Annotated in this window: 13 protein-coding genes and 1 pseudogene; 3 read left to right on the top strand and 11 right to left on the bottom strand. The window is 74.1% G+C overall.

The features are described 5' to 3' along the window. Nucleotides 1-276: 276 nt before the first annotated feature. Nucleotides 277-741 carry a DUF4259 domain-containing protein gene (locus tag ACF1BH_RS00495; protein WP_391640185.1) on the top strand — a complete coding sequence of 155 codons (465 nt, stop codon included), beginning with the start codon at nt 277-279 and terminating at the stop codon, nt 739-741. 32 nt (nt 742-773) lie between these two features. Here the strand turns inward: ACF1BH_RS00495 and glgB are convergent, their stop codons facing one another. From glgB to ACF1BH_RS00440, 11 genes and pseudogenes are all read right to left on the bottom strand, one after another. Continuing rightward, a complete protein-coding gene (glgB, locus tag ACF1BH_RS00490) occupies nt 774-3,092 on the bottom strand; it encodes a 1,4-alpha-glucan branching enzyme (RefSeq protein WP_391640184.1) in 2,319 nt (772 codons plus the stop codon). 165 nt (nt 3,093-3,257) lie between these two features. Continuing rightward, nucleotides 3,258-4,703, bottom strand: a complete 1,446-nt coding sequence (locus ACF1BH_RS00485) for a maltokinase (RefSeq protein WP_391640183.1) — start codon at nt 4,701-4,703, stop codon at nt 3,258-3,260. 295 nt (nt 4,704-4,998) lie between these two features. Next, nucleotides 4,999-6,717, bottom strand: a complete 1,719-nt coding sequence (gene treS / locus ACF1BH_RS00480) for a maltose alpha-D-glucosyltransferase (protein ID WP_391640182.1) — start codon at nt 6,715-6,717, stop codon at nt 4,999-5,001. Further along, a complete protein-coding gene (locus tag ACF1BH_RS00475; protein WP_391640181.1) occupies nt 6,714-8,714 on the bottom strand; it encodes a maltotransferase domain-containing protein in 2,001 nt (666 codons plus the stop codon). Before ACF1BH_RS00475 ends, treS begins: the two co-directional genes overlap by 4 nt. A 364-nt stretch (nt 8,715-9,078) precedes the next feature. After that, nucleotides 9,079-10,704: a M4 family metallopeptidase gene (locus ACF1BH_RS00470; protein ID WP_391640180.1), complete on the bottom strand. Its 1,626-nt coding sequence runs from the start codon at nt 10,702-10,704 to the stop codon at nt 9,079-9,081. A 298-nt stretch (nt 10,705-11,002) separates the two neighbouring features. Next, nucleotides 11,003-12,667 (bottom strand): annotated as a pseudogene (locus ACF1BH_RS00465) (M4 family metallopeptidase); the annotation flags it as partial. A 515-nt stretch (nt 12,668-13,182) separates the two neighbouring features. Next, nucleotides 13,183-15,060, bottom strand: coding sequence for an ABC transporter ATP-binding protein (locus ACF1BH_RS00460; protein ID WP_391640179.1), 1,878 nt, complete (start codon nt 15,058-15,060; stop codon nt 13,183-13,185). Next, complete coding sequence (locus ACF1BH_RS00455) at nt 15,057-16,940, bottom strand: ABC transporter transmembrane domain-containing protein (protein ID WP_391640178.1); 1,884 nt, start codon at nt 16,938-16,940, stop codon at nt 15,057-15,059. Before ACF1BH_RS00455 ends, ACF1BH_RS00460 begins: the two co-directional genes overlap by 4 nt. Nucleotides 16,941-16,971: 31 nt before the next feature. Further along, nucleotides 16,972-18,237, bottom strand: a complete 1,266-nt coding sequence (locus tag ACF1BH_RS00450; RefSeq protein ID WP_391640177.1) for a methyltransferase — start codon at nt 18,235-18,237, stop codon at nt 16,972-16,974. A gap of 322 nt (nt 18,238-18,559) precedes the next feature. Then, nucleotides 18,560-20,419, bottom strand: coding sequence for an ABC transporter ATP-binding protein (locus tag ACF1BH_RS00445; protein WP_391640176.1), 1,860 nt, complete (start codon nt 20,417-20,419; stop codon nt 18,560-18,562). After that, entirely contained in the window at nt 20,416-22,398 is a 1,983-nt protein-coding gene (locus ACF1BH_RS00440) for an ABC transporter ATP-binding protein (protein WP_391640175.1), read from the bottom strand. The genes ACF1BH_RS00445 and ACF1BH_RS00440 overlap by 4 nt, the downstream gene beginning before the upstream one ends. 365 nt (nt 22,399-22,763) lie before the next feature. Here ACF1BH_RS00440 and ACF1BH_RS00435 point away from each other — a divergent pair, with 365 nt between their 5' ends. After that, the gene (locus ACF1BH_RS00435; protein ID WP_391640174.1) at nt 22,764-23,999 is read left to right on the top strand and encodes an Ig-like domain-containing protein; all 1,236 of its coding nucleotides are present in this window, start codon (nt 22,764-22,766) and stop codon (nt 23,997-23,999) included. A 363-nt stretch (nt 24,000-24,362) separates the two neighbouring features. Further along, nucleotides 24,363-25,610, top strand: a complete 1,248-nt coding sequence (locus tag ACF1BH_RS00430) for an Ig-like domain-containing protein (protein WP_391640173.1) — start codon at nt 24,363-24,365, stop codon at nt 25,608-25,610. Nucleotides 25,611-25,678: the final 68 nt, after the last annotated feature.

Genomic DNA, 25,678 nt, shown 5'->3' with positions numbered 1-25,678 from the left:
CGTCCCCCGGGACCGGCCGCGCCGCGCGCCGGCGCCGCGGGGGCGCGCCGCCGGGTGGCGGTGCCGGGTGCGCCGCCGCCTCCCACCGCCGGACGGGGCGGGTGCCTTCGGGCGCCCGCCCCGTCCGCGTTCCGCGCCCCACCTGCGAAGACGCCGTGCCGCCGACCGTTCCCCGCCGTCGCCGGACGGCCGTTGTCAGTGGGGTGCGGCACCATGCAGGGGACGGGACGACAGCGGCCGTGGGTGGACCGGCCGCCGGGGAACGAGGAGCGGGGCATGGGCACATGGGGGACGGGTCCGTTCGGCGGCGACGCCGCGGCGGATCTCGTGGTGCGGCTGGGCGCGCTGCCGGAGAACCGCCGCCTCTTCGCGGTACGCACGGCACTGGCCGACGCCGTCGAGGAGCGCTGGTACCTGGACGCGCCGGAGGGCGAGACGGCGGTGGCCGCGGCCGCACTGCTGGCGGCGGCCCGGCCGGGCGGCGCCGCCCGGCCGGAGCCGGGCGGCGCGGGCCCGGCCGGTGACGCCGGGTGCGGGGGCGCGGCGGTGGCCGTGCCGCGCTGTGTCATACCGCAGCCGCCGCCCGAGCTGACCGGTCTGGCCGTCCGCGCCCTGGACCGGGTGCTCGCCCCCGATTCCGAACTGGCCGAGCTGTGGGACGAGTCGGATTCCGGGCCGCAGTGGCGGGCCTCGGTCGCCGGGCTGCGGGCCGCGCTCGGACCGGCCGCCGAGCGGGTCTGAGCGGAGCGGCGGGCACCCGGCCGCCCCTGCCGTCACGCCGGGCGGAGCCAGAGCGTGGCCAGGGGCGGCAGGGTCACGGTGAGCGAGCTCTCCCGGCCGTGCGCGGCCACCGGATCCGGCGTCAGGCCGCCGGGGTTCTGGACCCCGCCGCCGCCGTAGCGTGCGGCATCGGTGTTGAGCACCTCGCGCCAGGCGGCCACGGTGTCCGGGACGCCGAGCCGGTAGCCCTCGCGGACCACGGGGGAGTAGTGGCTGACGGACAGCAGCGGGGAGCCGTCGGCGGCGAAGCGCAGGAAGGCGAAGACGTTGTCCTCCGCGGCGTCCGCCGCGACCCACGCGAAGCCCGCCGGATCGGTGTCCCGCTCCCACAGCGCGGGCGCCGCCCGGTAGCCGCGGTTGAGATCGCGCACCAGATCCCGCACCCCGCGGTGGTCCGGCTCCGCCGCGTACGACGGGTCCAGCAGCCACCAGTCGGGGCCGTGGCGCTCCGCCCACTCCGCGCCCTGGGCGAACTCCTGCCCCATGAAGAGGAGCTGCTTGCCCGGGTGGGCCCACATGTGGCCGAGGTAGGCGCGGTGGGTGGCGCGCCGCTGCCACCAGTCGCCCGGCATCTTCGACACCAGCGACCGCTTGCCGTGCACCACCTCGTCGTGCGAGATCGGCAGCAGATAGTTCTCGGAGTAGGCGTAGACCATCGCGAAGGTCATCTCGCCGTGGTGGTGGCGGCGGTGCACCGGCTCCTTGGCGACGTACCGGAGGGAGTCGTGCATCCAGCCCATGTTCCACTTCAGCCCGAAACCCAGCCCGCCGAGGCCGCCCGCGCCCGTTTCGTGGGTGGCGCGGGTGACACCGTCCCAGGCGGTGGACTCCTCGGCGACGGTGACCACGCCGGGGCAGCGGCGGTAGAGGGTCGCGTTCATCTCCTGGAGGAAGGCGACGGCGTCCAGATTCTCCCGCCCGCCGTGCGCGTTGGGAGTCCAGCCGCCCGCCGGCCGCGAGTAGTCGAGGTAGAGCATCGACGCCACGGCGTCCACCCGCAGCCCGTCGACGTGGAACTCCTCGCACCAGTACACCGCGTTGGCGACGAGGAAGTTGCGGACCTCGGCCCGCCCGTAGTCGAACTCCAGCGTCCCCCAGTCCGGGTGCGCGGCCCGCGCCGGATCCGGATGCTCGTACAGCGGCCGCCCGTCGAACTCCGCGAGCGCCCAGTCGTCGCGCGGGAAGTGCGCGGGCACCCAGTCGACCAGCACCCCGATCCCGGCCCGGTGCAGCGCGTCGACGAGATACCGGAAGTCGTCCGGGGTGCCCATCCGGGCGGTCGGCGCGTAGTAGCCGGTGACCTGGTAGCCCCAGGAGCCGCCGAAGGGATGCTCGGCCGGCGGCATGAACTCCACATGCGTGAAGCCGAGGTCCTGGACGTACGCGGGCAGCTGGGTGGCGAGCTGCCGGTAGGTCAGCCCCGGCCGCCAGGACGGCAGGTGCACCTCGTAGACGGAGAACGGCGCGGCGTGCGGCGGCCGGGCGCCCCGCGCGGCCATCCAGGCGCCGTCCCGCCACTCGTGGTGCGAGACGTCGACGACCGAGGCGGTGGCCGGCGGGCACTCCGTGCGCCGGGCCATCGGGTCGGCGCGCACGGTGTACGAGCCGTCCGGCCGGGTGATCCCGAACTTGTACAGCTCACCCGCGCCGACGCCGGGCAGGAACAGCTCCCACACCCCCGAGGAGCCCAGCGACCGCATCGGGAAGGCGGTGCCGTCCCAGTGGTTGAAGTCCCCGAGGACCCGCACACCGCGCGCGTTCGGGGCCCAGACGGTGAAGCGGGTGCCGGTGGCGCCCTGATGCGTCAGGACGCGGGCGCCGAGCGCCTGCCACAGCTGCTCGTGCCGCCCCTCGGCCAGCAGCTCCAGCTCGGGCGCGCCCAGCGCCGGGAGGAAGCCGTACGGATCGCGGACCGTCAGCGTGGCGTCCGGGTACGTCACCCGCAGTTCGTACGCGGGGACGGCGCCCGGCGGCAGCACTCCGGCGAACAGCCCGTCCCCCTCGGGCCGCAGGACCGTGCACCGCCCTCCGGTGACGACCGCGACCTGCCGGGCGTGCGGCCGCAGCACCCGGAAGAGCACCCCGCCGGGCACCGGCCGCGCCCCGAGCACCCCGTGCGGATCGTGGTGGGCACCGGCCAGCAGACGGGCACGGTCGTCGTCGGGAAGGCGCGGGGCCGGGCGCGCCGGCGGGGCGTCGGCGCCCTCCGGAGCCGCGACGGCTCCGGCCGGGGCCACCGGCTCCGCCGGCTGGGCCAGGCCGACCGCCTCCCGGGCTGCGGCGGGACGGCGGGACGGCGGGTGGACGGTCATGGGCGGCCTCCTGGGCGGGGCGTCGGACGGAAGGGACGGGGCGGGCGGGACCCGCGCGGGGCGTCGCGGTGGCGGCCGGCCGGGAGGCACGGGGTCGGCCGGGAGACACGGGGCCGGGCGGGAGACACCCCGGCGGTGCGGGGCACGGCACCCCGCGCCCGCCCCTCACCCTCCGTCGGCCAGCCGCTGCACCGCGGCCATCGGTACCGGCAGCCAGTCGGGGCGGTGCCGGGCCTCGTAGAGCACCTCGTAGACGGCCTTGTCGGTCTCGTAGGCGCGCATCAGTTCCGGTGCCGCGCCGGGGTCGAGGCCGCCGCCCTCCGCGTAGCCGCGGCAGTACGCCTCCCGGGTGCGGCGCGCCCACTCCAGCGACCAGGTGTCACCGCCCGAGGGGCCGCTGCGGGCCGCGTAGTCGAAGGAGCGGAGCATCGCCGCGACATCGCGGACCGCGGGCTGCGGGCGACGCCGTTCGGCCAGCGGGCGGGCCGGTTCCCCCTCGAAGTCGATCAGGGACCAGCGGCCGGGGCCCCGGGCCGGGCGGAGCGTCTGCCCCAGGTGGAGATCGCCGTGGATGCGCTGCGCCGCCCAGCTGCCACCGGCCCGTCCGGCCGCGGCGAGCGCGTCGAACGCGGCGCGCAGCCCGGCGCGGTACGGCCGCAGACCGGGCACCGCGCGGGCGGTGGTCTCCAGCCGGGCGCGCATCCCCGCCGCGATGGACTCCAGCTGCGGACGGCGCAGCGCCGCGGTCGGCAGCGCCCGGGCGAGCGCGGTGTGCACCTCCGCGGTGGCCCGCCCCAGGGACCGCGCCGGCGCGGTGAAGTCGGCGCGCCCGGACAGCGCGGCGCGCGCCAGCTGCCAGCCGTCGGCGCTGCCCGGCAGGTACGGCTGGAGCACGCCCAGCGTCGTCGGCTCGGCGCCCGGCTCCCGCGCGCGGGCCTCGAACCAGGCGACGGGCGCCGGCACCCGCGGGCACCCCGCCCCGGCCAGGGCGCGCGACAGCTCCAGATCCGGGTTGAGCCCCGGTGTGACCTGCCGGAAGACCTTGAGGATCAGCGCCTCGCCGTAGACCAGCGAGGTGTGGGACTGCTCCGCGCCGAGCGGGCGGCTGGGCAGCCGGGGCGGGATCTCGGTGCCCGCCTCGCGGTGGAAGTCGAGCCCGCCGATCCGGCCCGGCAGCCGCAGCCGCTCCAGCAGCAGCCCGCACAGGTGCCCGTCGAGCAGCGCGTCGTGGACGGCGTGGCCGCGCAGCGGGCCGCCGGCGGGCCGGCCGATCAGCGCGGGCGCGAGGCGGGGCGGCGCCTCCCGGCCCACGCCCAGCAGCAGTTGGTAGCAGTCACCGGGCGGCGCCCCGGCGGCCCGGGCGGTGGCCTGCTCCACGCGGACCAGCAGATGCAGCAGTCCGGGTGGTCCGCCGGCGGCGGTGCAGGGCAGCAGCTCGGTTGCGGAGAGCAGGGTGAAGCCGGTGATCAGCCGCCCGTGTCCGGCGAACCACCGGCGGCCGGGCAGCCAGTCGGCGAGGAGCGGCGCGAGGGAGGACAGCAGATCGGGCGCGGCGGCGGGCGGGGGCCTGCCGGATCCGGGCGGAGCACCGGTCGAGGCGGGGTCCGGCATGGGGCGCGTCCTTCCCGGGGACTCGACAGGATGCGCAAAGTGTCCCGGAATGCTGCGTTCTCCGTGCGGCGGCGCGGGGAGCGTACCCCCGGACGGAGTCCGCGGCGCCGGACGGTACGGACACCGGGGCGCCCGTACCGCGCCGCCGCCGGCCGGACCGGGCCCGCGCCGCCCCGGACGCGCCTTCGCCCGGACGCGTCTCCGTCCGGACGCGGCGGACGGCGTACGGGCGGAGGAGGGGCCGGGAGCCGGGGGGCCGGCGGACGGCGTACGGGCGGCGGGCGGTCCGCGGCGGTCAGGGCGCGTTGCGGCGCAGCCGGAACCAGTAGAAGCCGTGGCCCGCCAGCGTCAGCGGATACGGCGGTTGGCCGATGGGCGGGAAATGTACTCCGCCGATCAGTTCCACCGGATGGCGTCCGTCGAATTCCGTCAGATCCAGCTCCGTCGGCTGGGCGAAGCGCGAGAAATTGTGCACGCACAGAACGAGGTCGTCGTCCGCGCCGCCCTCGCCGGGAGCGGCCCGCAGAAAGGCGAGAACCGCCGGGTTGCTGGAGGGGAGTTCGGTGTAACTCCCGAGCCCGAACGCCGGATTCTGTTTCCGGATCTCGATCATCCGGCGGGTCCAGTGCAGCAGCGAGGACGGGGAACTCATCGCCGCCTCGACATTGGTGACCTGATAACCGTGGACCGGGTCCATGATGGTCGGCAGGGTGAGCCGTCCGGGGTCGCAGGAGGAGAATCCGGCATTGCGGTCCGGGGTCCACTGCATCGGGGTGCGGACCGCGTCCCGGTCGCCCAGCCAGATGTTGTCACCCATGCCGATCTCGTCGCCGTAGTAGAGAATCGGCGAGCCCGGCAGGGAGAGCAGCAGGGCGGTGAAGAGCTCGATCTGGTTGCGGTCGTTGTCGAGGAGCGGGGCGAGGCGGCGGCGGATGCCGATGTTGGCCCGCATACGCGGATCCTTGGCGTACTCCGCGTACATGTAGTCGCGCTCTTCGTCGGTGACCATTTCGAGGGTCAGCTCGTCGTGGTTCCGCAGGAAGATGCCCCACTGGCAGCCGGTGGGAATCGCCGGGGTCTTGGCGAGAATTTCCGACACCGGATAGCGCGATTCGCGGCGTACCGCCATGAAGATGCGCGGCATGACGGGGAAGTGGAACGCCATGTGGCATTCGTCGCCGCCGCTCGCGTAATCGCCGAAGTAGTCGACGACGTCCTCGGGCCACTGATTGGCCTCCGCCAGCAGCACGGTGTCCGGGTAGTGCGCGTCGATCTCGGCGCGGACCCGCCGCAGGAAGGCGTGCGAGCGCGGCAGGTTCTCGCAGTTGGTGCCCTCCTCGGCGTAGAGGTACGGCACCGCGTCCAGCCGGAAGCCGTCGATACCCAGGTCGAGCCAGAACCGCAGCGCGGAGATCATCTCCTCCTGGACCGCCGGGTTCTCGTAGTTGAGGTCCGGCTGGTGGGAGAAGAAGCGGTGCCAGTAGTACTGCTTGCGCACCGGGTCGAAGGTCCAGTTGGACGCCTCGGTGTCGACGAAGATGATCCGGGCGTCGGCGTACTGCTTGTCGTCGTCCGCCCAGACGTAGTAGTCGCCGTAGGGCCCTTCGGGGTCGGTGCGGGAGGACTGGAACCACGGGTGCTGATCGCTGGTGTGGTTCATCACCATGTCGATGATGACCCGCATACCGCGCTGATGGGCGGCGTCGACGAATTCCACGAAATCGGCGAGGTCGCCGAATTCTTCGAGGACCGCGGTGTAGTCGGCGACGTCGTAACCGCCGTCCCGCAGCGGGGACTTGAAGAACGGCGGGAGCCAGAGGCAGTCCACGCCCAGCCATTGCAGATAATCGAGCCGCGAGGTGAGGCCCTTGAGGTCGCCGACGCCGTCTCCGTTGCTGTCCTGGAAGGAGCGGACCAGGACCTCGTAGAAGACGGCGCGTTTGAACCAGTCCGGATCGCGGTCCTTTTCCGGAGTGTCCTCGAACGTGTCATGCACGGGCTCGTTGACGATCAATTGGGTGACCCTCCGATCGGTGAGGACGGTCGCAGGGACAGTACGTGCGCGGGCGCGGGCGACTGGCCCGGACCGAGCCGTACATAGTTGTCCCTGCCCCAGTGGTAGGTGTCGCCGGTGAGCTCGTCGCGCACCGGGAAGGAATCGTCCCGGCCGAGGCCGAGTTCCGGCATGTCCAACGAGACCGTGGCCTCCTGGGTGTGGTGTGGATCAAGGTTCACCACGGTCAGGACGGTATCGGCGGTGCGGCCGTGGCCCGCGCGTTTGGAATAGGCGAGTACCGCGTCGTTGTCGGTGTCATGGAAATGCAGCCGCCGCAGTTGCTGAAGGGCGGGATGGCGGCGGCGAACGCGGTTGAGCGTGGTGAGCAGCGGCGCCAGACTCTTTCCACTCCGGGCCGCGGACTCCCAGTCACGGGGCCGCAGTTGATACTTCTCGGAATCCCGGTACTCCTCACTTCCCGGCTCCGCGGGCTCCGCCTCGCACAGTTCGTAGCCCGCGTAGACGCCCCAGGTGGGGGAGAGGGTGGCGGCCAGCACCGCACGGACGGCGAAGGCGGGGCGCCCGCCGTCCTGGAGATAACCGGACAGGATGTCCGGGGTGTTGACGAAGAAATTGGGCCGCAGATACGCGGCGCTCTCACCGGTCAGCTCGGTGAGGTAGTCGGTCAGCTCCTGCTTGGTGTTCCGCCAGGTGAAGTACGTGTACGACTGCTGGAATCCGGCGCGGGCGAGGGCGTGGACCATCGCGGGGCGGGTGAACGCCTCGGCGAGGAAGAGTACGTCCGGGTCGGTGCGGCCCACCGCGCCGAGCACCGTCTCCCAGAAGTGCACCGGTTTGGTGTGCGGATTGTCGACCCGGAAGATCCGCACCCCCTTCGCCATCCAGAACCGCAGCAGCCGCTCGGTCTCCCGGACCAGCCCCGGGAAGTCGGTGTCGAAGTCGAGCGGATGGATGTCCTGGTACGTCTTGGGCGGGTTCTCCGCACAGGCGATGGAGCCGTCGGCGCGGTGCCGGAACCACTCCGGGTGGCGGGTGATCCACGGGTGGTCCGGCGAGCACTGCAGCGCGAAGTCGAGCGCCACCTCCATCCGCAGGTCACGGGCGGTGCGGACGAAGTGGTCGAAGTCCTCGAAGGTGCCGAGGTCCGGGTGGAGCGCGTCATGGCCGCCGTCCGCCGAACCGATCGCCCAGGGCGAGCCCACGTCGTGCGGTCCGGCAGTCAGGGAGTTGTTGGGGCCCTTGCGGTGGGTGGTGCCGATGGGGTGGACGGGCGGGAGGTAGACCACGTCGAAGCCCATCGCGGCGACGGCCGGCAGCCGGTCGGCGGCGGTGCGCAGGGTGCCGCCGGCCAGGGAGCCGTCCGGCCGTACGGTGGCGCCCTCGGAGCGGGGGAACAGCTCGTACCAGGAGCCGTACAGTGCGCGGCGGCGCTCGACGAGGAGCGGCAGCGGGTCCGCGACGGTGAGCAGATCGCGCAGCGGATGGCGGGTGAGCGCCTCGGTGACGGCGGGGGCGGTGGCGGCGGCGAGGCGGTCGGCGGGCGGTGCCGTGGTGTCGCGCAGGGCGTCGGCGGCGGCGAGCACCGCCTCCCGCCCGGCTTCCTTCGGAACGCCGTCGGCGGCGCGGAGCAGCAGATCGGCGCCTTCCCGGAGGGTGAGTTCGGGGTCGAGCCCGGCGGGGATCTGCACGGCGGCGTCGCGGCGCCAGCTGGTGACCGGATCGGCCCACGCCTCGACCGTGTACGTCCAGCGGCCCTCGGTGTCCGGGGTGACCTCGGCGGTGAACCGGTCGGTGCCCGGGCGGAGTTCGGCCATCGGGATCCGGGGGCCTCGGTGGCCCGCCGGGTCGGTCAGCACGGCATCGGCGGCGACCGCGCCGTGGCCCTCGCGGAAGACGGTGGCCGAGAGGTCGAAGGCCTCGCCCACCACCGCCTTCGCGGGGCGGCCGTCGTCGAGCCGGGGGCGGATGTCCAGGACAGGGATGCGACCGATCATGGGCTCACCAGGGAATCGTCAGGTTTTGCCGGAATTTCTCCTTTCTATCCGTTCGTCTGAGGGAGTCGGTGTGCGAGGGGCGGGGGGCCTGCCGCCTTCACCCGGTTGGCGGCCGGATGCCGGGAGGTACGGGGGTGGCCCGGAGTGGCGCACGGGGGTGACGTCACGGAACTGCCGGGGGTGCGCCGGCGGGCCGGCACACCGAAGTGACGGAACGGCGGAACGGCGGAACGGCCGGGGAGGGAATCCCCGGCCGTTCCGCCGTTCTCGGTGCGCCGGTCCCGCCCGGGGACACGTCACAGGGGTCCCGGGGGGGTGGGGCGCGGTGCCGGGCGCCGCGTCGTACGGCGCCCGGCGGGGTGCGTTACTTGACGGCGACGCCGTTCCAGGCGGCCTCGACACCCTTGACCTCGGCGCTGTCGGCCTTGTAGAGGTCGGTCGCGGCCTTGACGGTGGCCTCACGGGCCGCCTTGTAGTCGGTGTTCGAGGTCATGTACTCGGTCAGGGCCTTGAACCAGATCTTCTCGGCCTTGTCCCGGCCGATGCCCTCGACCTTGGAGCCGTCGGCGGTCGGGCTGTCGTACTTGACGCCACCGATCTCCTTGGCGCCGCTGCCCTCGGACAGCAGGTAGAAGAAGTGGTTGGCGACACCCGACGAGTAGTGCGGGTCCAGGCCACCGGTGCTGGAGTCCCAGTTGTCCTGCGACTGACCGTCCTTGGACGGCTTGTCCATGTAGCGCAGCGGGGTGCCGTCGCCGTTGATGTCGATCTTCTCGCCGATGAGGTAGTCGCCCGGGTCCTCGGCGTTCTTCGCGTAGAACTCGACCGAGGTGCCGAAGATGTCGGAGGTGCCCTCGTTCAGGCCGCCGGACTCACCGCTGTAGGTGAGGTTGGCGGTGGCGGAGGTGACACCGTGCGACATCTCGTGGGCCGCGACGTCGATGGCGGTCAGCGGGGCCTTGTTGCCCTCACCGTCGCCGTACGTCATGCAGAAGCAGCTGTCGTCCCAGAAGGCGTTGACGTAGTTGTCGCCGTAGTGGACGCGGGAGAAGGCACCCTTGCCGTCACCCTTGATGCCGGTGCGGCCGTGCACCTCCTTGTAGTAGTCCCAGGTCTCGGCGGCACCGTAGTGCGCGTCGACGGCGGCGGTCTCCGGGTTGTCCGGCTTGCCGTTGCCCCACGTGTCGGTGGAGTTGGTGAAGAGCTTGCCGTCGCCGTCCTCGGCGTTCTCCAGGTTGGTGGTCTTGTGACCACCGCGGTCGCCGTCGGTCAGCGTGTAGTTGCTGCCGTCCTTGGTGGTGCCCAGGTCGACGGTGCCGCTGAACTCGCTCTCGCCCTTGCCGGTACGGATGTCGTCGTACTGGAAGAGCTTCTTGCCGGTGTTGGCGTCGGTGATGACGTGCATCCGGCTCGGGGTGCCGTCCTTCTTCACGCCCTTGACGACGGTGTCGTACGCCAGGACGGGCGAGCCGGAGGCGGCCCAGACGACCTTCTTCGCGGCCTGCGCACCGGTCTGCTTGGCGCTGATCGACTTCGCGGCGGTGCCGTGCGCGCTCTGCGCGGCGGCGCCGGCGGAGATCTTCGGCGTGAGGGACGCGACCTTGATGGCCTTCTGGGTGGACTTGGTGGTGCTCTTGATCGAGCCGTCCTTGGCGCGGTGCACGACCATGTCGCCACCGAGCACCGGCAGACCGGCGTAGGTGCGGTCGTAGCGGGTGTGGACGGTGCCGTCGGCGTCCTTGATGACGTCCTTGACGACCAGCTGCTCCTGGGAACCCAGGCCCAGCTCCTTGGCCGTCTGCGCCTTGGCGGCGCTCGCGTCGCGGATCATCTCGGCGCGGTGCGAGGTGGTGAGGGCGACCGGCGAGGCGCTCGTGAAGGCCGGGGCGGTCGAGGCGCCCGCCGTGGCGGCGACGCCGGCGACGAGGGCCGCGGCGGCGACGACGGCGGTACCGGTGATGCGGGCCTTGCGGGATATGCGGGGGGTCACGCGTGCTCCTTCAACTTTGCCAAGTGGTGGGGGTGCAAAGCGATGTGGGTGTGACGTGCGTCGGGAACATTGCCATTCCGAACGCGTTCATGTCAGGACGCTGGAGCGAGGTTGGCCGAAACTCGTCGGTAACCCCTGGTGCGGGGTCCGTGCAACGCCGAAGGGCGCCGCCTCCGGAAATCCGGAAGCGGCGCCCAATTCGCCGTTTTCGCTGGTGGGTTCAGTGCATCGGTCGGCAGCTCGGCCGTGCCACACCGAGATGACCGGTGAGTGCCGTCACCCGGTCACGATGTCACTTTCCGGCCGACACCCGGGAGCCGACGTTCACCGCGGCCCATGTGTTGGCGACCGTGTTGTACGTCGCGCTGCCCTGACCGAAGAGGTCGGCCGCGGCCTTGAGGGTCGCGGTGCGCGCGGCGGCGTAGTTGGTGGACGAGGTCATGTACTGGCTGAGCGCCTTGAACCAGACCTTCTCGGCGTTGGCCCGGCCGATGCCCGGCACCGACTTCCCGTCGTAGGTCGGGCTGTTGTACTGCACGCCGTTGACCACCTTCGAGCCGCTGCCCTCGGACAGCAGGTAGAAGAAGTGGTTGGCGACGCCGGACGAGTAGTGCACGTCCTTGTTGCCGACGCTGCTCGACCAGTAGTCGGCGGACGCGCCGTCCTTGGAGGGCTTGTCCATGTAGCGCAGCGGGGTGCCGTCGCCGTTGATGTCGATCTTCTCGCCGATGAGGTAGTCGCCCGGGTCCGCGGCGGTGTTGGAGTACCACTCCACCGCGGTGCCGAAGATGTCGGACGTCGCCTCGTTCAGGCCACCGGACTCACCGCTGTAGATGAGGCCGGCGGTCGCGGCGGTGACGCCGTGGGACATCTCGTGTCCGGCGACGTCCAGCGCGGTCAGCGGCGCGGCGTTGCCGTAGCCGTCGCCGTACGTCATGCAGAAGCAGCTGTCGTCCCAGAAGGCGTTGACGTAGCTGTTCCCGTAGTGGACGCGGGAGTACGCGGCGACGCCGTCACCGTTGATGCCGGTGCGGCCGTGCACGTTCTTGTAGTAGTCCCAGGTCTCGGCGGCGCCGTAGTGCGCGTCGGCCGCGGCGGTCTCCGCGTTCTGCGGCGTGCCGTTGCCCCAGGTGTCGGTGGAGTTGGTGAAGAGCGTGCCCTTGCCGGACGAGCCGTGGTTGAGGTTGTACGTCTTGTGTCCGCCACGGGCGCCGTCGGTCAGCGTGTAGGACGACCCGGAGGCGGTGGTGCCCAGGGTGACCTTGCCGCTGTACTCGGTGTTGCCGACGCCGGTCTCGATCCCCTGGTACTGGAAGATCTTCTCGCCGGTCGTGGCGTCCGTGATGACGTGCAGCTGGTTGGGGGTGCCGTCCTTCTGGAGACCGCCGACCACGGTCTCGTACGCCAGCCGCGGGGTGCCGTCGGCGGCCCAGACCACCTTGCGCGGCGCCTTGTCGGCGGCGGCCTTCGACGCGCCCAGCGAACGGGCGGACGAGAGGGCCTTCGCCGACGCGGTGGACGGCGCGACCTTCGCGGTGGTCGTGGCGACCTTCAGCTGCTTGGACTGCGCCTTGGTGACGCCCTTGACGGCGCCGCCCTTCGCCTCGTGGACGATCAGATCGCCGCCGAGGACCGGCAGTCCGTCCAGGGTCCGCGCGTAGCGGGTGTGGGTGGTGCCGTCGGCGTCCTGGGAGACGTCCTTGACGACCAGCTTCTCCTGGGCGCCGAGCTTCAGCTCCTTGGCGGTCGCCTTGGTGGCGGCGTCGGCGGTGCGGATCAGCCGCTCGCGCTGGGCGGGCGAGAGCTTCGCGGGCAGCGCGCCCGCGGCGGGGGCTGCGTGGGGGGTGCCCGGCTGGGGGGTGGCCGCGGTGCCGGTGCCGGCCTGCACACCGACGGCGAGCATGGCGGCGGCGGCGACGAGGGCTCCGGTTGCGACGGCGCGACGAGGGGGGGTACGTCTCACGCTGACTCCTTCTGCGGGGCGGCGGCGTGGGGCCGCGGCCGAGGGGGACCGGGCGGCGGGAAGCCGTCCGGGCAGAGCGAGGCAGAACACTTGGAACGTGTGGGGGGAGACGGTGCCGACTGCCGCACGGTGGGACTGTGGGGGTCCGTGTGGCGGCTGCCGGGAAGAGTGCCACCGCCGCGCGCCGCTTGTCAGGGTCCCTTCAATTAATTGGCCGGAAACCGTCCGTAGCCCGGACTACGGGTTCGGATAACGGACGAGGTGTTGCACGGGGTGGCAACGGTGCAGCTGAGGGCGGTGCGGTCGGAGAAAAGCCGGGGCCGGAAGTCGCGGGTTTGAGAGCGCCGCCGCCCGTGGATCCGGGCCTCGGACGGTCGGCGCGCGTCGGCTTCGGACGGTCCCGACGGCCTCCGGCGCGGGGAATCCGGCGGCGGATCCACCGCCGGACGGCCCTGCCGCACCCGGCCCCGCCCCGTCCGCCGGGCCGCCCCGGGCCGCCCGCCGGACCCGGCCGGTCAGACCTCCGCCGGGCGCCCCGGCGGCGGGGCGGGGGCGTCCCCGTGCCAGGCGCGCCACAGGGCCGCGTAGGCACCGCCGGCCGCCACGAGGGCGTCGTGGGTACCGAGTTCGGTGATCCGGCCCGCCTCCATGACGGCCACCCGGTCCGCGTCGTGCGCGGTGTGCAGCCGGTGCGCGACGGCGATGACCGTACGGCCCTCCAGCACGGCGGCGAGCGCCCGTTCGGTACGCCGCGCGGTCCGCGGGTCCAGCAGCGCCGTCGCCTCGTCGAGGATCAGGATGCCGGGGTCGGCCAGCACCACCCGGGCCAGCGACAGCTGCTGGCTCCGCGCCCCGTCCGGGAGGAACCCGCCGGGGCCCAGCTCGGTGGCGAGCCCGGACGGCAGCTCCGCCGCCCACTCCGCGCCGACGGCGGCCAGCGCGGCGTGCAGCGCGGTGTCGTCGGCGTCGGGCGCGGCGATCCGCAGGTTGTCGCGGACCGTACCGAGGAAGACATGGTGTTCCTGGGTGACCAGCGCCACCTGACGGCGCAGCGCCTGCGGCGGCAGCGCGGCCACCGGCACCCCGCCGACCGTCACCGTCCCCGCGCGCGGCGCCTCGATCCCGGCCAGCAACCGGCCCAGCGTCGACTTCCCCGCCCCGGACGGCCCGACCAGCGCCAGCCGCTCCCCGGGCCGCACCGTCAGCTCCACACCGCGCAGCACCTCGTCGCCCGCCCCGCCCGGGTACGCGTACCGCACCCCGCGCGCCTCGATCCGGCCCCGCGGCGCTGCCGCCCCGGGGGCGGGCGGTGCGGTGGCGTCCGCGGGGGAGCCGGGGCCGCCGCCCGGTCCGCCGGGCACCGGCGGCCCGTCCGGCCCGGGGGCGTCCGGCTCCGTTCCCACGCCCTCGACCCGGGCGAACGCGGCGGCACCGGCCTGGAGTTGTTCCGTCCGGAACAGCAGGGTGTCCAGCGGGGCCGACAACTGGCCCAGCAGCACCGCCGCCGACACCACCGCGCCCAGGCTCACCACGCCCGCGTCGTGCAGCGCCCCGCCCGCCACCAGCGCGGCGGCCACCGGCACCGTGTACGAGAAGTCCACCACCGGGAAGAGCACACTGCGCAGGAACAGCGTGCGCAGCCGGGCGCGGCGGGACCGTTCGATCGCCTGCCGGGCCGCCGCCGCGCGGCGGTCCGCCAGGCCGAGCAGATCGATGGTCCGGGCCCCGGCGGCGGTCGCCGCGAGCAGCCCGGCCAGCTCCGACACGGCCGCGCCCTCGTCGAGATAGGCGGTCCGCGCCCGCCGCAGATACCAGCGGACCGCGAACCCGCACCCCGTCAGGCCCAGCGCACACGCCCCGAGCAGCGGATGGAGCACCACCACGGCGCCCAGCAGGAACAACGCCTGGACCACCGCGACCGACACCTCGGGCGTCGCATCGCGCAGCGTCCCGGCGACCGCCGCCACATCCGTGGTGCCCCGCGCCGTCAGATCCCCGGTACCGGCCCGCTCCACCACCGCCGAGGGCAGCGCCAGCGCCCGGTCGACGAATCCCTCGCGGACCCGGGCCAGCGCCCGTTCGCCGAACCGGTGCCCCGCGTAGCGCGCGAAGCGGCCCAGCAGCAGCTGGAGCACCGTTCCGGCCACGATGAGCAGCGTCAGCCGGTCCACCGCGGCGGCGCCCCCGCCGCCGCGTACGGTGTCGACGATCCGGCCCAGCAGCCACGGACCGGCGAGCCCGGCGGCCGCGGCGAGCGCGTTGAGCCCGAGCATCAGCGCGAAGGCCCGGCGGTCACGCCGGATCAACCGGCCGGCCGCGCGCCGGGCCTCCCGGGGGGATGCGATCGGCAGCGCGCCGTCCGATGTCTGCGCGGGGGCCGGCGCGGTCGTCATGGGGTCTCCTCGGCGACGGGGGCGGGCTGCCCGGGAGCCTCGTCCACGGGGCCGCGGCGGGCGGGGACTTCGGTGCCGGGAGCGGCCGGGGCGGCCGGGGTGGCCGGGAGGTCCGGCGCGGACGGGGCGTCGGCGGCGGCGCCGGGCCCCGGGCCCGTTCCGTCCTCCGTACCGTCCGCGCCCCGTGCCACCAGGGCGCGGTACTCCGGGTGGGAGGCGAGCAGTTCACGGTGGGTGCCGACCGCCGCCACCCGGCCGCCGGACAGATGGCAGACGACATCCGCCGCGTCCAGCACCAGCGGTGAGGTGGTGGCGACGACGGTCGTCCGGCCCACCCGGGCGGCGTGCAGCCGCGCCGCGACCGTCGCCTCGGTGTGCGCGTCGACCGCCGACGTCGGCTCGACCGCGAGCAGCACCTCGGGGTCGGCCAGCAGCGCCCGCACCAGGCGCAGCCGCTGCCGCTGCCCACCCGAGAGGTTGCGGCCGTCCGCATCCAGCAGCGCGTCCAGGCCACCGGGCAGCGCCCGCACGATGTCCTCCGCCACCGCCGTGTGGAGCGCGCGGGCCACCGCGTCCGCCGGGCGCGCCCGCCGCCCCTCGACCGCCTCGCGCACCGTGCCCGCGAACAGCGCCGCCTCGTTGTCCGCGACCAGGATCCGCTCCCGCAGCCGCGCCGCGTCCACCGCGTCCAGCCGTACCGCGCCCCAGGTCGCGGCGGTGCCGGCGACGCCCCCGAGCCGGTCGACCACCGCGGCCGACTCCTCGGGCCGCGCTCCGGCCAGCGCGGTCAGCGTCCCGGGCACCACCTCGACACCGGAGACCGGATCGCGCAGCACGGACGGCATCGCCGGACCGTCGTCCCCGCCGCCCCGTGCGTCGGGCTCCAGGCCCAGGAACCGCACCACCCGGCGGGCCGCGACCAGCCCGCGGGTCACGTCGTACCCCGCCTCGATGAGGAACGACACCGGCGCCGCCAACGCCGCGGTGTAGCCGTAGACCGCGACCAGCTCACCCACGGAGATCGTCCCGGCGGCGGCCATCCGGGCCGCGAGCCAGACGACCGCGGCGAGGAACAGCGCCGGGAGCCCCACGCCCAGCGCCTGGATCCAGCTGGCGTGCGCGCCGACGCGGTACCCCTCGGCGCACAGCTCCGCCGACTCCCGCCGGTAGCGCGCCGCGAAGACCTCCTTGCCGCCCAGCCCGCCGAGCACCCGCACCCCGCCGACCAGATCGGCCAGCCGGTCGGTCAGCCCGCTCTGCCGCTCCCGGTAGCGCGCCTCGGCGCCCTCCAGCCGCCGCAGCAACGGCCCCACCAGCACCGCCAGCGCCGGAACCCCCAGCAGCACCAGCGCGGCGAGCACCGGATCCACCGCCAGCAGCAGCGCCGCCACCACCCCGTACGAGAGGGCCGCGCCCACCCCCGGGCCGGTCAGCGTCAGCGTCTGGCTGATCACCCCGACGTCCCCGATGCCGATGGTGACCACCTCACCCGCCGTCACCCGGCGCGGCAACGAGGCGCCCAGCCGCAGCGTCTGGTCGACGACGGCGCGCACCGTGCGGAACGTCGCGTCCATCCGGACCCTGGTCATGGTGCGGTGACGGGAGATGGCGAGGGCGGCGTTGAGTGCGCCCATCGCCAGCAGCGCCGCCGTCCAGCCGAGCAGCGGCCCCCGGTGGCCGGGCACCAGCCCGTCGTCGACGGCGCGGGAGAGCAGGTACGGCGGGATCATCAGCCCCGTCATCCACAGCGTGCCGAAAGTGGCGCCCGCCGCCACCCGGGAAAGCTGACACCGTGTCAGCCACACGAGATAACGCGCGGCGCTGCGGTGATCGGGCGTCTCGCGCCCCGAACGCGCCGCCGTGCGGCCCGGTTTCCCCATGGCCGCACCCTATGGGGCGGCCATCCGCCGGTCAGCGGCGCACTGCCCGCAGCAGGACGAACTTCGGATCGGAGGCGACGACCTCGCAGTTGCCGAAGAGCCGCTTGAGCCGCACGTGGTAGCCGAGATGGCGGTTGCCGACGACCCACAGCTCCCCGCCGGGCCGCAGCACGGCGCGGGCGCCGCCGAACATCCGCCGGGCGGTCGCGTCGGACGTCGCACGGTGGGTGTGGAACGGCGGGTTGTTCACCACGAGGTCCACCGAGCCGGGCGGCAGCCCCGTCAGCGCGTCGCCCACGGCGAACTCCGCCCGCGCGCCCTCGGGCGCGTTCGCCGCGAAGGTGGCGCGTGCGGCGGCCACGGCGGAGAACGACTCGTCGACGAAGACGGTCTCCGCCTCCGGGTTGGCCAACGCCATCGCGGTGCCGACGACGCCGTTGCCGCAGCCCAGGTCGACGACGCGCTCGGCGCCCTGCCGCCGGGGGAGGTGGCCGAGGAGGAAGCGGGTCCCGATGTCCAGCCGGTCGGCGCAGAAGATCCCGGCGTGGTTGGTGACCGTCCGCCCCGACATCACGCCCACGTCCGCGGGCAGCGCGTAGCTGCGCGGCCAGGAAGGCGCCGCGGGGGAGAGGGACGGATCGGGGGTGCAGAAGATCAGCCGCGCCTTGCGGACCGCGAGGGAGGTGCGGGTCGGCCCGAGGATCTGCTCGAACAGCTTCAGCGTGGAGGTGTGGATCTCGGAGACCATGCCGGTGCCGACGATCCGGGTCCCCGCATGCACCGCGGGCGCCAGCCGCCGCAGCTGTTCCTCCAGCAACGCCAGACTCTTCGGCACCCGGACCAGCAGCAGATCGATCCGCTCCGGCGGCGCGTCCAGCACCGTCCGCAGCTGGACGATGCCGTCGGCGACCCCGTTGCGCCGCAGGTTCACCTCGGTGGCGCGGTGGGTGAGGTACGAGTCGGTGATCTGGACGAGACGGGGGGCAGGGGCTCCGGGGCCGGGGACGGAGCCGGCGGGGGTGGGCTCGGCGTCGGCTCCGGCTCCGGCCGCGGTCCCGGCCAGGGCGGTGGCGAGGGCGCCCCAGCGGTCGCCGAGGACGACGGTGGTGCCGGTGCCGGACGGGCCCGGGGGCGGCTCGGGGCTGGTCTCGGCGTCCGGGGCGGTGCCGGTCCCGCTCTCCGCGAGGTGGTCCAGGAGATAGGCGTCGGCGGCGTCCCAGGCACGGAGCTGGTCGCGGGGGTCCTCGGGGAAGCGGCTGAGGTCGAACGCACCCCATGACGTCGTGAAACGGTTCATCGTGGACTCAGGCTAGCCGAGGGACGAGGCGTGCGGAGCGGGAGCCGGGCGGCGGACCGGACACGCCGGGACCGGCGCCACCCGCGGCCGCGGCCCGCCCGTCTCCGCCGCAGGCCGTACGAGTGCCCGGGGCGAGTACACCGGGGCGAGGCGGTGCACCGCCTCGCCGGCCGTCATCCCGCCTTGCTGACGCAGCGCCGCCAGGTCGCCAACGGCCCGTCGACGAGACGGCGTTCGCCGTCCGGGGACCGGCGGCCGCACGGCGGGCCCGCCCGGCCGGACCGGAACCGGCCGGCCGGCCGCCTCACACGGCCGGCCCCGCTCATCCCACGCTGTCCCGCCATGCCCGGTGCAGGTCGGCGAAGCGGCCGCGGTCGGATATCAGGGCGGCGGGGGCGCCGTCCTCCACGATCCGGCCGTCGGCCATCACCAGCACCCGGTCGGCGATCTCCACCGTCGACAGGCGGTGCGCGATCACCACCGCCGTCCGGCCGCGCAGCACGGTGTCCATGGCCCGCTGCACCGCCCGCTCACCCGGTATGTCCAACGAACTGGTCGCCTCGTCCAGGATCAGTACCGCGGGGTCGGCGAGCAGCGCCCGCGCGAAGCCGACCAACTGCCGCTGGCCCGCGGAGATCCGGCCGCCCCGCTTGCGGACATCGGTGTCGTACCCGTCAGGCAGCGCGGCGATGAAGTCGTGCGCCCCGATCGCCCGGGCGGCCTCCTCGATCTCCGCACGGGTGGCGTCGGGCCGACCGAGTGCGATGTTCTCGGCGACCGTCCCGGAGAACAGGAACGCCTCCTGGGTGACCATCACCACGCCCCGGCGCAACTCGGCCGAGGACAGTTCCCGCAGGTCCACGCCGTCCAGCAGGACCCGGCCCTCGGTCGGGTCGTAGAAGCGGGCCAGCAGCTTCGCCAGTGTCGACTTGCCGGCGCCGGTCGAGCCGACCACGGCGACCGTCTCGCCCGCGGCCAGCCGCAGGGTGAAGCGGGGCAGTACCTCGCCGCCGGTCCGGTACGCGAACCGCACCTCCTCGAAGACGACCTCCCGGCCGGGCCGCCCGCCGGGGGCGGCCGGCAGCGCCGCGGGGGCGGACGGCTCGGGGACCGACGGGCGCTGCGCCAGCAGACCGGCGATCTTCTCCAGCGAGGCGGCCGCGCCCTGGTAGGAGTTGAGGAACATCCCGAGCCGGTCGATCGGGTCGTACAGCCGCCGCAGATACAGCACGGCGGCGGCCAGCACGCCCAGCTCCAGCGTCCCGCTCGCCACGCGGTAGGCGCTCCACAGCACGATCGCGGCGACCGCGAAGTTGGCCACCAGCCGCGACCCGACGACATACCGGGCCATCTCCAGCAAGGTGTCGCCGTTGACGCCCTCATGGGTGCGGTTCAGCGCGGCGAATGCGGCGTCGTTGGGCCGCTCCCGGCGGAACGCCTGCACCGGGCGGATGCCGTTGGCCGTCTCCGTGAACTTCACGATGACGGCGGCGACCGCCGACGACTTGCGGCTGAACACCCGGATCGAACGCCGCTGGTAGGAGCGGATCAGCAGCGCCAGCGGCCCGGTGGAGGCGAGCGCCGCGACGCCGGTGCGCCAGTCCAGGTAGAGGAGCATCACGGTGATGGAGACGGTGGAGAGCACGAAGGAGATCAACTCCTCCAGGCCCTCGTCGAGAAGTTCGCGCAGCGCCTCGACGTCCGTGGTGGCCCGCGAGATCAGCCGGCCCGAGGTGTACCGCTCGTGGAAGTCGAGGCTGAGCGTCTGCGCATGCCGGAAGATACGGCCCCGCAGCTCCAGCAGCACGTCCTGGCTGATCAGGGCCGAGCGCCGGATGAAGAGGTACTTCAGCCCGCCCGACACCACCGCACACAGCGCGGCCCCGACCGCCACGGTGATCAGCGGGCCGTGGGCCCCGGCGCGCAGCGCGGGCACCGCGCGGTCCAGCGCGAACGCCACGAGCAGCGGCCCGGCCTGCACCGCGGCCTGCTGGAGCAGCAGCATCACGGCGGAGAGCGTCACCCACCGGGCGTGCGGGGCCAGCAGCGACCGCAGCAGCCGCCGCGACGCCCCGGGCGGCGCCGGCAGGACGTCCCGGGCGAAGGCGTCCTCGTCCCCGGGCGGCGGCCCGGGCGCGGGCGGATCGGCGGGTACGGCGCCCGGTGCGGGGGCGGTCGTCATCGGGTCCCTCCGGAGGCGTCGCGGGGCCGGGGCACCGGCCCTGCCGTGACGGGGCCGGTGCCGGACATCAGCTCGGCGTACTCGGCGTGGTCGCGGAGCAGTTGGTGGTGGGTGCCGACGGCCGTTATCCGGCCGCCGGAGAGCAGCGCCACCCGGTCGGCCAGCAGGACCGTGGACGGGCGGTGCGCGACGATCAGCGCGGTGGTGGTCGCCAGGACCTGCCGCAGCGCCGCCTCGACCAGCGCCTCGGTGTGGACGTCGAGGGCGGAGAGCGGGTCGTCGAGGATCAGAAAACGCGGCCGGCCGGCGACCGCGCGGGCCAGCGCGAGCCGCTGCCGCTGGCCACCGGAGAGACTCATGCCCTGTTCCCCGACCTGGGTGTGCACCCCCTGGGGCAGCGCGGCGACGAAACCGTCGGCCTGCGCCACCGCCAACGCCCGCCGCAGATCCGCCTCCTGGAGGTCGGCGCCGCCCATCAGGACGTTCTCGGCGACGCTTGCGGAGAACAGTGTCGGCTCCTCGAAGGCGACCGACACCAGACCGCGCACCTCGTCCCGGGAGAGCGTGGTGAGGTCGCGGCCGTCCAGGGTGATCCGGCCGCCGGTCGGGTCGTACAGCCGCGGGACCAGCGCCGTGAGCGTCGTCTTCCCGCTACCCGTGGCGCCCACCAGCGCCATCGTCTCCCCGGACGCGAGGTGCAGGTCGACACCGCGCAGCGTCGGCGGGGTGCCCCCGGGGGCGTCGGGGTAGCGGAACTCGACGCCGGAGAAGACGAGCCCGCCGGAGGCGCCCGGGCGGGCGGACGAGCCGGGCGCGCCGGAACGGCCGGGGGCGTCGGTACGGGCTGATCCGGCGCCGTCGGATCCGGGACTGTCGGATCGGGAGCCGTCCGCGGTGCCGGCGGCCGTCCGCGGCCCCGGGAGCAGCGCTGCCGCCCCCTCCGGCGGAGCCTGCGCCGCCTCGGCCGTCGGCGCGTCCAGCACCTCGAAGTACCGGTCGGTGGCCATCGCCGCCTCGTAGCTCATCGCCAGCAGGAAGCCGATGGAGTCCACCGGCCAGCGCAGCGCGAGCGCCGTCGACAGGAAGGCGACCAGCGTGCCGGCCGAGAGCGCGCCGTCCGCCACCTGAACGGTGCCCAGCACCAGCGCGGCGCCGATCGCCAGCTCCGGCAGCAGGGTGATGGCGCCCCAGATCGTCGCGAGCAGCCGGGCCTTGTGCAGCTCGGTGGTGCGCAGCTCATGGGTGAGCCGCCGGAACATCCGGGCCTGGCTGCGGTGGCGGCCGAACCCCTTCACGATCCGGATGCCGAGGACCGACTCCTCGATCACCGTCGTCAGATCGCCGACCTGGTCCAGCGCCCGGCGCGCGGCCAGTGCGTACTTCGCCTCGAAGACCGAGCAGAGGATCATCAGCGGCACCACCGGCGCCAGCAGCACCAGCCCCAGCGAGAAGCGCTGGCTCAGCAGGATCGCGCAGCCCACCACGATGGTCGCGCCGTTGACCAGCAGGAACGTCAGCGGGAACGCCAGGAACATGCGGAGCAGCTGGAGGTCGGTGGTGGCGCGGGAGAGCAGCTGTCCCGAGGCCCAGCGGTCGTGGAAGGAGACCGGCAGCCGCTGGAGGCGGGTGTAGAGCCGCTCCCGCATGGCCGCCTCGACGCCCGCCAGCGGCCGCGCGACCAGCCAGCGCCGCAGCCCGAACAGCCCCGCCTCGGCCACCCCGAGAGCCAGCAGGAACCCGCCGCCCAGCCAGACGCCGCCGGGCGCGCCCGCGGCGACCGGACCGTCCACGATCCACTTGAGCACCAGCGGGATGACGAGGCTGATGCAGGACGCGACCACGGCGACGACCGCGGCGGTGCACAGCCGCGCCCGCACCGGCCGGACGAACGGCCACAGGCGCAGCAGCGACCGGACGGCGGAGTGCCGCGGGGGTTCGGAGGACGGTGGACGGGCGGGTGTGCTCGCGGTGGCATCCATCACAGGCGAGAGTAAGGGCGACCACCGACAACGCTCATGTCCTTTTCCCGCCGCACCGCCCGCCGGCCCGCCACCCGCCGGTCCGCCACCTCCGCTGACCTGCGGCTCCGCCCGGATCGCGCTTCTTCCGGGCCGCACCGCCCCCCATGGGGGCGCTCCGGACCCCCGCCCGACCGCTGCCCGCGACCCGCTCCGGCCCCGAGCCGTCCCGTACCCCGCCGCTCGGCTCCGGCCCACCGCCAACCGCCAACCGCCGACCGCCAACCGCCCTCGCGCCACCGCAACGCCGTATCCCGTACGGGACACGGACCTGCCGGGCCGTCACTTCCGGGGCGTCAACCGGTGCATCGGTAACAATTCGCCACATGTCCGGTGATGAGAAGGACCGCACCCCCCGTCCGCCGGCCCGCCGCCCCGTGCGGCTCCGGCGCCTCCTCCGTCTCGCCCTGGTGCCGGTGTGCGCTCTGACCGCGGTGACCGGCTGCGCCGTCCCCGACCTGCTCGGCGGCGACAAGCCGCCCGGCGCGGAGCGGGGCATCGACATCGAGCCCGGCGACGGCGCCCGCGATGTGAGCGAGAGCGGACGGCTCGTCGTCCGGGTGCCCGACGGGCGCCTCCAGCGGGTGACCGTGCGGCGCACCGGCGACGGCGGCGCGGCACGGGTCCCGGGCCGGATCTCCCGGGACGGCCTGACCTGGCGGCCCACCGCGCGCCGGCTGGAGGCCGCGGCGACGTACACCGTGGACGCGGTGGCGATGGACGGCGAGGGCGACCGCAGGACGCGCCACACCACCTTCACCACCGGCCCGGCCAAGCTGGCCGCCACCCTCCTCCCCGAGGACGGCGCGACCGTCGGCACCGGCATGATCGTCTCGCTCCAGTTCAACCACCCGATCCCCGACCTCGCCGCCGTCCAGCGGTCCGTACGGGTCACCGCCGATCCGGACGTCGAACTGGCCCCCCACTGGTTCGGCGACCAGCGGCTGGACTTCCGCCCGAAGGAGCGCTGGCGGCCCGGCACCGACGTCACCGTCGAGGTCCGGCTGGACGGTGTCCGGGCCGGTCCCCGCACGTTCGGCACCCAGAGCGAGACCGTCCGGTTCCGGATCGGCAGGGACCAGACGAGCGTCATCGACGCGGCCCGGCACAGCCTGACGGTCACCCGGCAGGGGGAGAAGCCGGTGACGCTGCCGGTCACCGCGGGCGACGAGAAGAATCCCACGTACAACGGGAAGATGGTGATCCTGGAACGGCTTCCGAAGACGCGGATGGACGCCCGGACCGTCGGTTTCGGCCGCGCCTACGACATCCCCGACGTGCCGCACGCGATGCGCCTGACGACCTCCGGGACCTTCCTGCACGGCAACTACTGGGCCGACCCCGACATCTTCGGCGACGAGAACACCAGCCACGGCTGCGTCGGTCTGCTCGACAACAAGGGCGGTAAGGGCGCCACCCCGGCCGGTTGGTTCTACACGCAGTCGCTCATCGGCGACATCGTGGAGGTCATCCACTCCCGGGACCGCATCGTCGCCCCGGACAACGGCCTCGGTGGCTGGAACATGCCCTGGGAGCAGTGGCGGGCGGGGACGGCCCTGTAGCCGCCCGGCCGCCGGAGAACGCCGGGCCCACGGGACCGGCGGCCGATGCGGGGCGGCCCGGAGCGTCCTGAGCCGCCCCGGCCGTCCGGAGCCTCCTGGCCCGTCCGGTCCGTCAACCTCCCTACCGTCCTGCGGAGTTGGCGCCCGCCCCTCTGCCCCCTCCCGTCCCGCTTTCCCGTCGTCCGTCCGCCACGAGGGCGCCGTGGAGCGCGCCCCGAACAGCCCCCCGCCGGGCAACCCGCTGTCACACCCATGTGGTTATCTACACGGAAGGTGCGGCCGCCCGGCGGGCGGCGCCGCGTCGAGTGGCGGTGTTCCGCGCGCGGGGGAGTGCGCGCGGGGCGAGGGGAAGAGGGGCCAGGGATGCATCAGGCGATATCCGGAGAGCCGATACGTCGGTCGATACGTCCGCGGGGACGGCGGGCACGGAGCGGCGCCGCCGTCGCCCTGGCGCTCGGCTCCGTCCTGCTCGCCGCGGGCTGCGGGGACGGCGCGGACGCGAAGGGCGCGGCCGACCGGGCGCGCGCCGCGCACGGCCCGTCGAAGGCCGTCGTGACGATCGCTCCCCGGGACGGCGCGGACTCCGTCGCCACCAGCGGCGCCCTCGCGGTGACGGCCCGTTGGGGCAAGCTCCGCTCCGTCAAGGTCAAGGACGCCGAGGGGAAGGAGGTGCCGGGCCGGATATCCGGCGGCGGCACGGGCTGGCAGCCCATCGGGCACCTCGGGACGGCGACCACGTACACCGTGGAGGCCGAGGCCGCCGACGCGGAGGGCCGCGAGGTCACCCGCCACGCCCGGTTCACCACGCTCAGGCCCGAGGCGACCTTCACCGCCACGTACACGCCGGAGGGCGGTCAGCGGGTCGGCGTCGGGATGCCGGTCTCGCTGCGCTTCAGCCGCGGCATCACCGACCCCGCCGCCGTGGAGAAGGCCGTCCGGGTCACCGCGGAGCCCGCCGTCCCCGTCGAAGGCCACTGGTTCGGCAACGACCGGCTGGACTTCCGCCCCGAGAAGTACTGGGCGCCCGGCACCGAGGTCACCCTCCGGCTCGACCTCGACGGCGTCGAGGGCCGCCCCGGCGTCTACGGGACGCAGTCCCGGAAGGTGTCGTTCACCGTCGGACGCAGCCAGGTCAGCACCGTCGACGCCCGGTCCAAGAAGATGACCGTGGTCCGCGACGGCAAGAAGATCAAGACCATTCCGATCTCCGCCGGGGCGCCGGGCACCGAGACGTACAACGGCCGGATGGTGATCAGCGAGAAGCTCCGGGTGACGCGTATGAACGGCGCGACCGTCGGTTTCGACGGCCAGTACGACATCGAGGACGTCCCGCACGCCATGCGGCTGAGCACGTCCGGCACCTTCATCCACGGCAACTACTGGTCGGGCCGGGGCGCCTTCGGCAGCCGCAACGCCAGCCACGGCTGCGTCGGCCTCTTCGACCAGCGTGGCGGCGGCGATCCGGCCACCCCCGCCGCCTGGTTCTTCCGCAACTCCCTCGTCGGTGACGTGGTCGTCGTCAAGAATTCCCACGACGAGACGATCCGGCCGGACAACGGCTTCAGCGACTGGAACCTCTCCTGGAAGGAGTGGAAGGCCGGCCGCCGCTGACCCGGCGGCACCCGGTCCGGGGTGGTACGGGGCACGCCGGTGTCCCGTACCCAGCGGCGTTAACGAAG

The organism is Streptomyces sp. NPDC014733, from assembly GCF_043083385.1.
Taxonomy (GTDB): domain Bacteria; phylum Actinomycetota; class Actinomycetes; order Streptomycetales; family Streptomycetaceae; genus Streptomyces.
This window is presented reverse-complemented; position numbering and strand designations above follow the sequence as displayed.

What these genes read in the sequence shown, in the direction of transcription:
- ACF1BH_RS00455 (WP_391640178.1), bottom strand. Translation starts at nt 16,940, where the DNA reads ATGGGGAAACCGGGCCGCACGGCGGCGCGTTCGGGGCGCGAGACGCCC.
- ACF1BH_RS00495 (WP_391640185.1), top strand. Translation starts at nt 277, where the DNA reads ATGGGCACATGGGGGACGGGTCCGTTCGGCGGCGACGCCGCGGCGGAT.
- ACF1BH_RS00450 (WP_391640177.1), bottom strand. Translation starts at nt 18,237, where the DNA reads ATGAACCGTTTCACGACGTCATGGGGTGCGTTCGACCTCAGCCGCTTC.
- ACF1BH_RS00475 (WP_391640181.1), bottom strand. Translation starts at nt 8,714, where the DNA reads ATGATCGGTCGCATCCCTGTCCTGGACATCCGCCCCCGGCTCGACGAC.
- glgB (WP_391640184.1), bottom strand. Translation starts at nt 3,092, where the DNA reads ATGACCGTCCACCCGCCGTCCCGCCGTCCCGCCGCAGCCCGGGAGGCG.
- ACF1BH_RS00430 (WP_391640173.1), top strand. Translation starts at nt 24,363, where the DNA reads ATGCATCAGGCGATATCCGGAGAGCCGATACGTCGGTCGATACGTCCG.
- ACF1BH_RS00440 (WP_391640175.1), bottom strand. Translation starts at nt 22,398, where the DNA reads ATGGATGCCACCGCGAGCACACCCGCCCGTCCACCGTCCTCCGAACCC.
- ACF1BH_RS00435 (WP_391640174.1), top strand. Translation starts at nt 22,764, where the DNA reads ATGTCCGGTGATGAGAAGGACCGCACCCCCCGTCCGCCGGCCCGCCGC.
- ACF1BH_RS00485 (WP_391640183.1), bottom strand. Translation starts at nt 4,703, where the DNA reads ATGCCGGACCCCGCCTCGACCGGTGCTCCGCCCGGATCCGGCAGGCCC.
- ACF1BH_RS00460 (WP_391640179.1), bottom strand. Translation starts at nt 15,060, where the DNA reads ATGACGACCGCGCCGGCCCCCGCGCAGACATCGGACGGCGCGCTGCCG.
- ACF1BH_RS00445 (WP_391640176.1), bottom strand. Translation starts at nt 20,419, where the DNA reads ATGACGACCGCCCCCGCACCGGGCGCCGTACCCGCCGATCCGCCCGCG.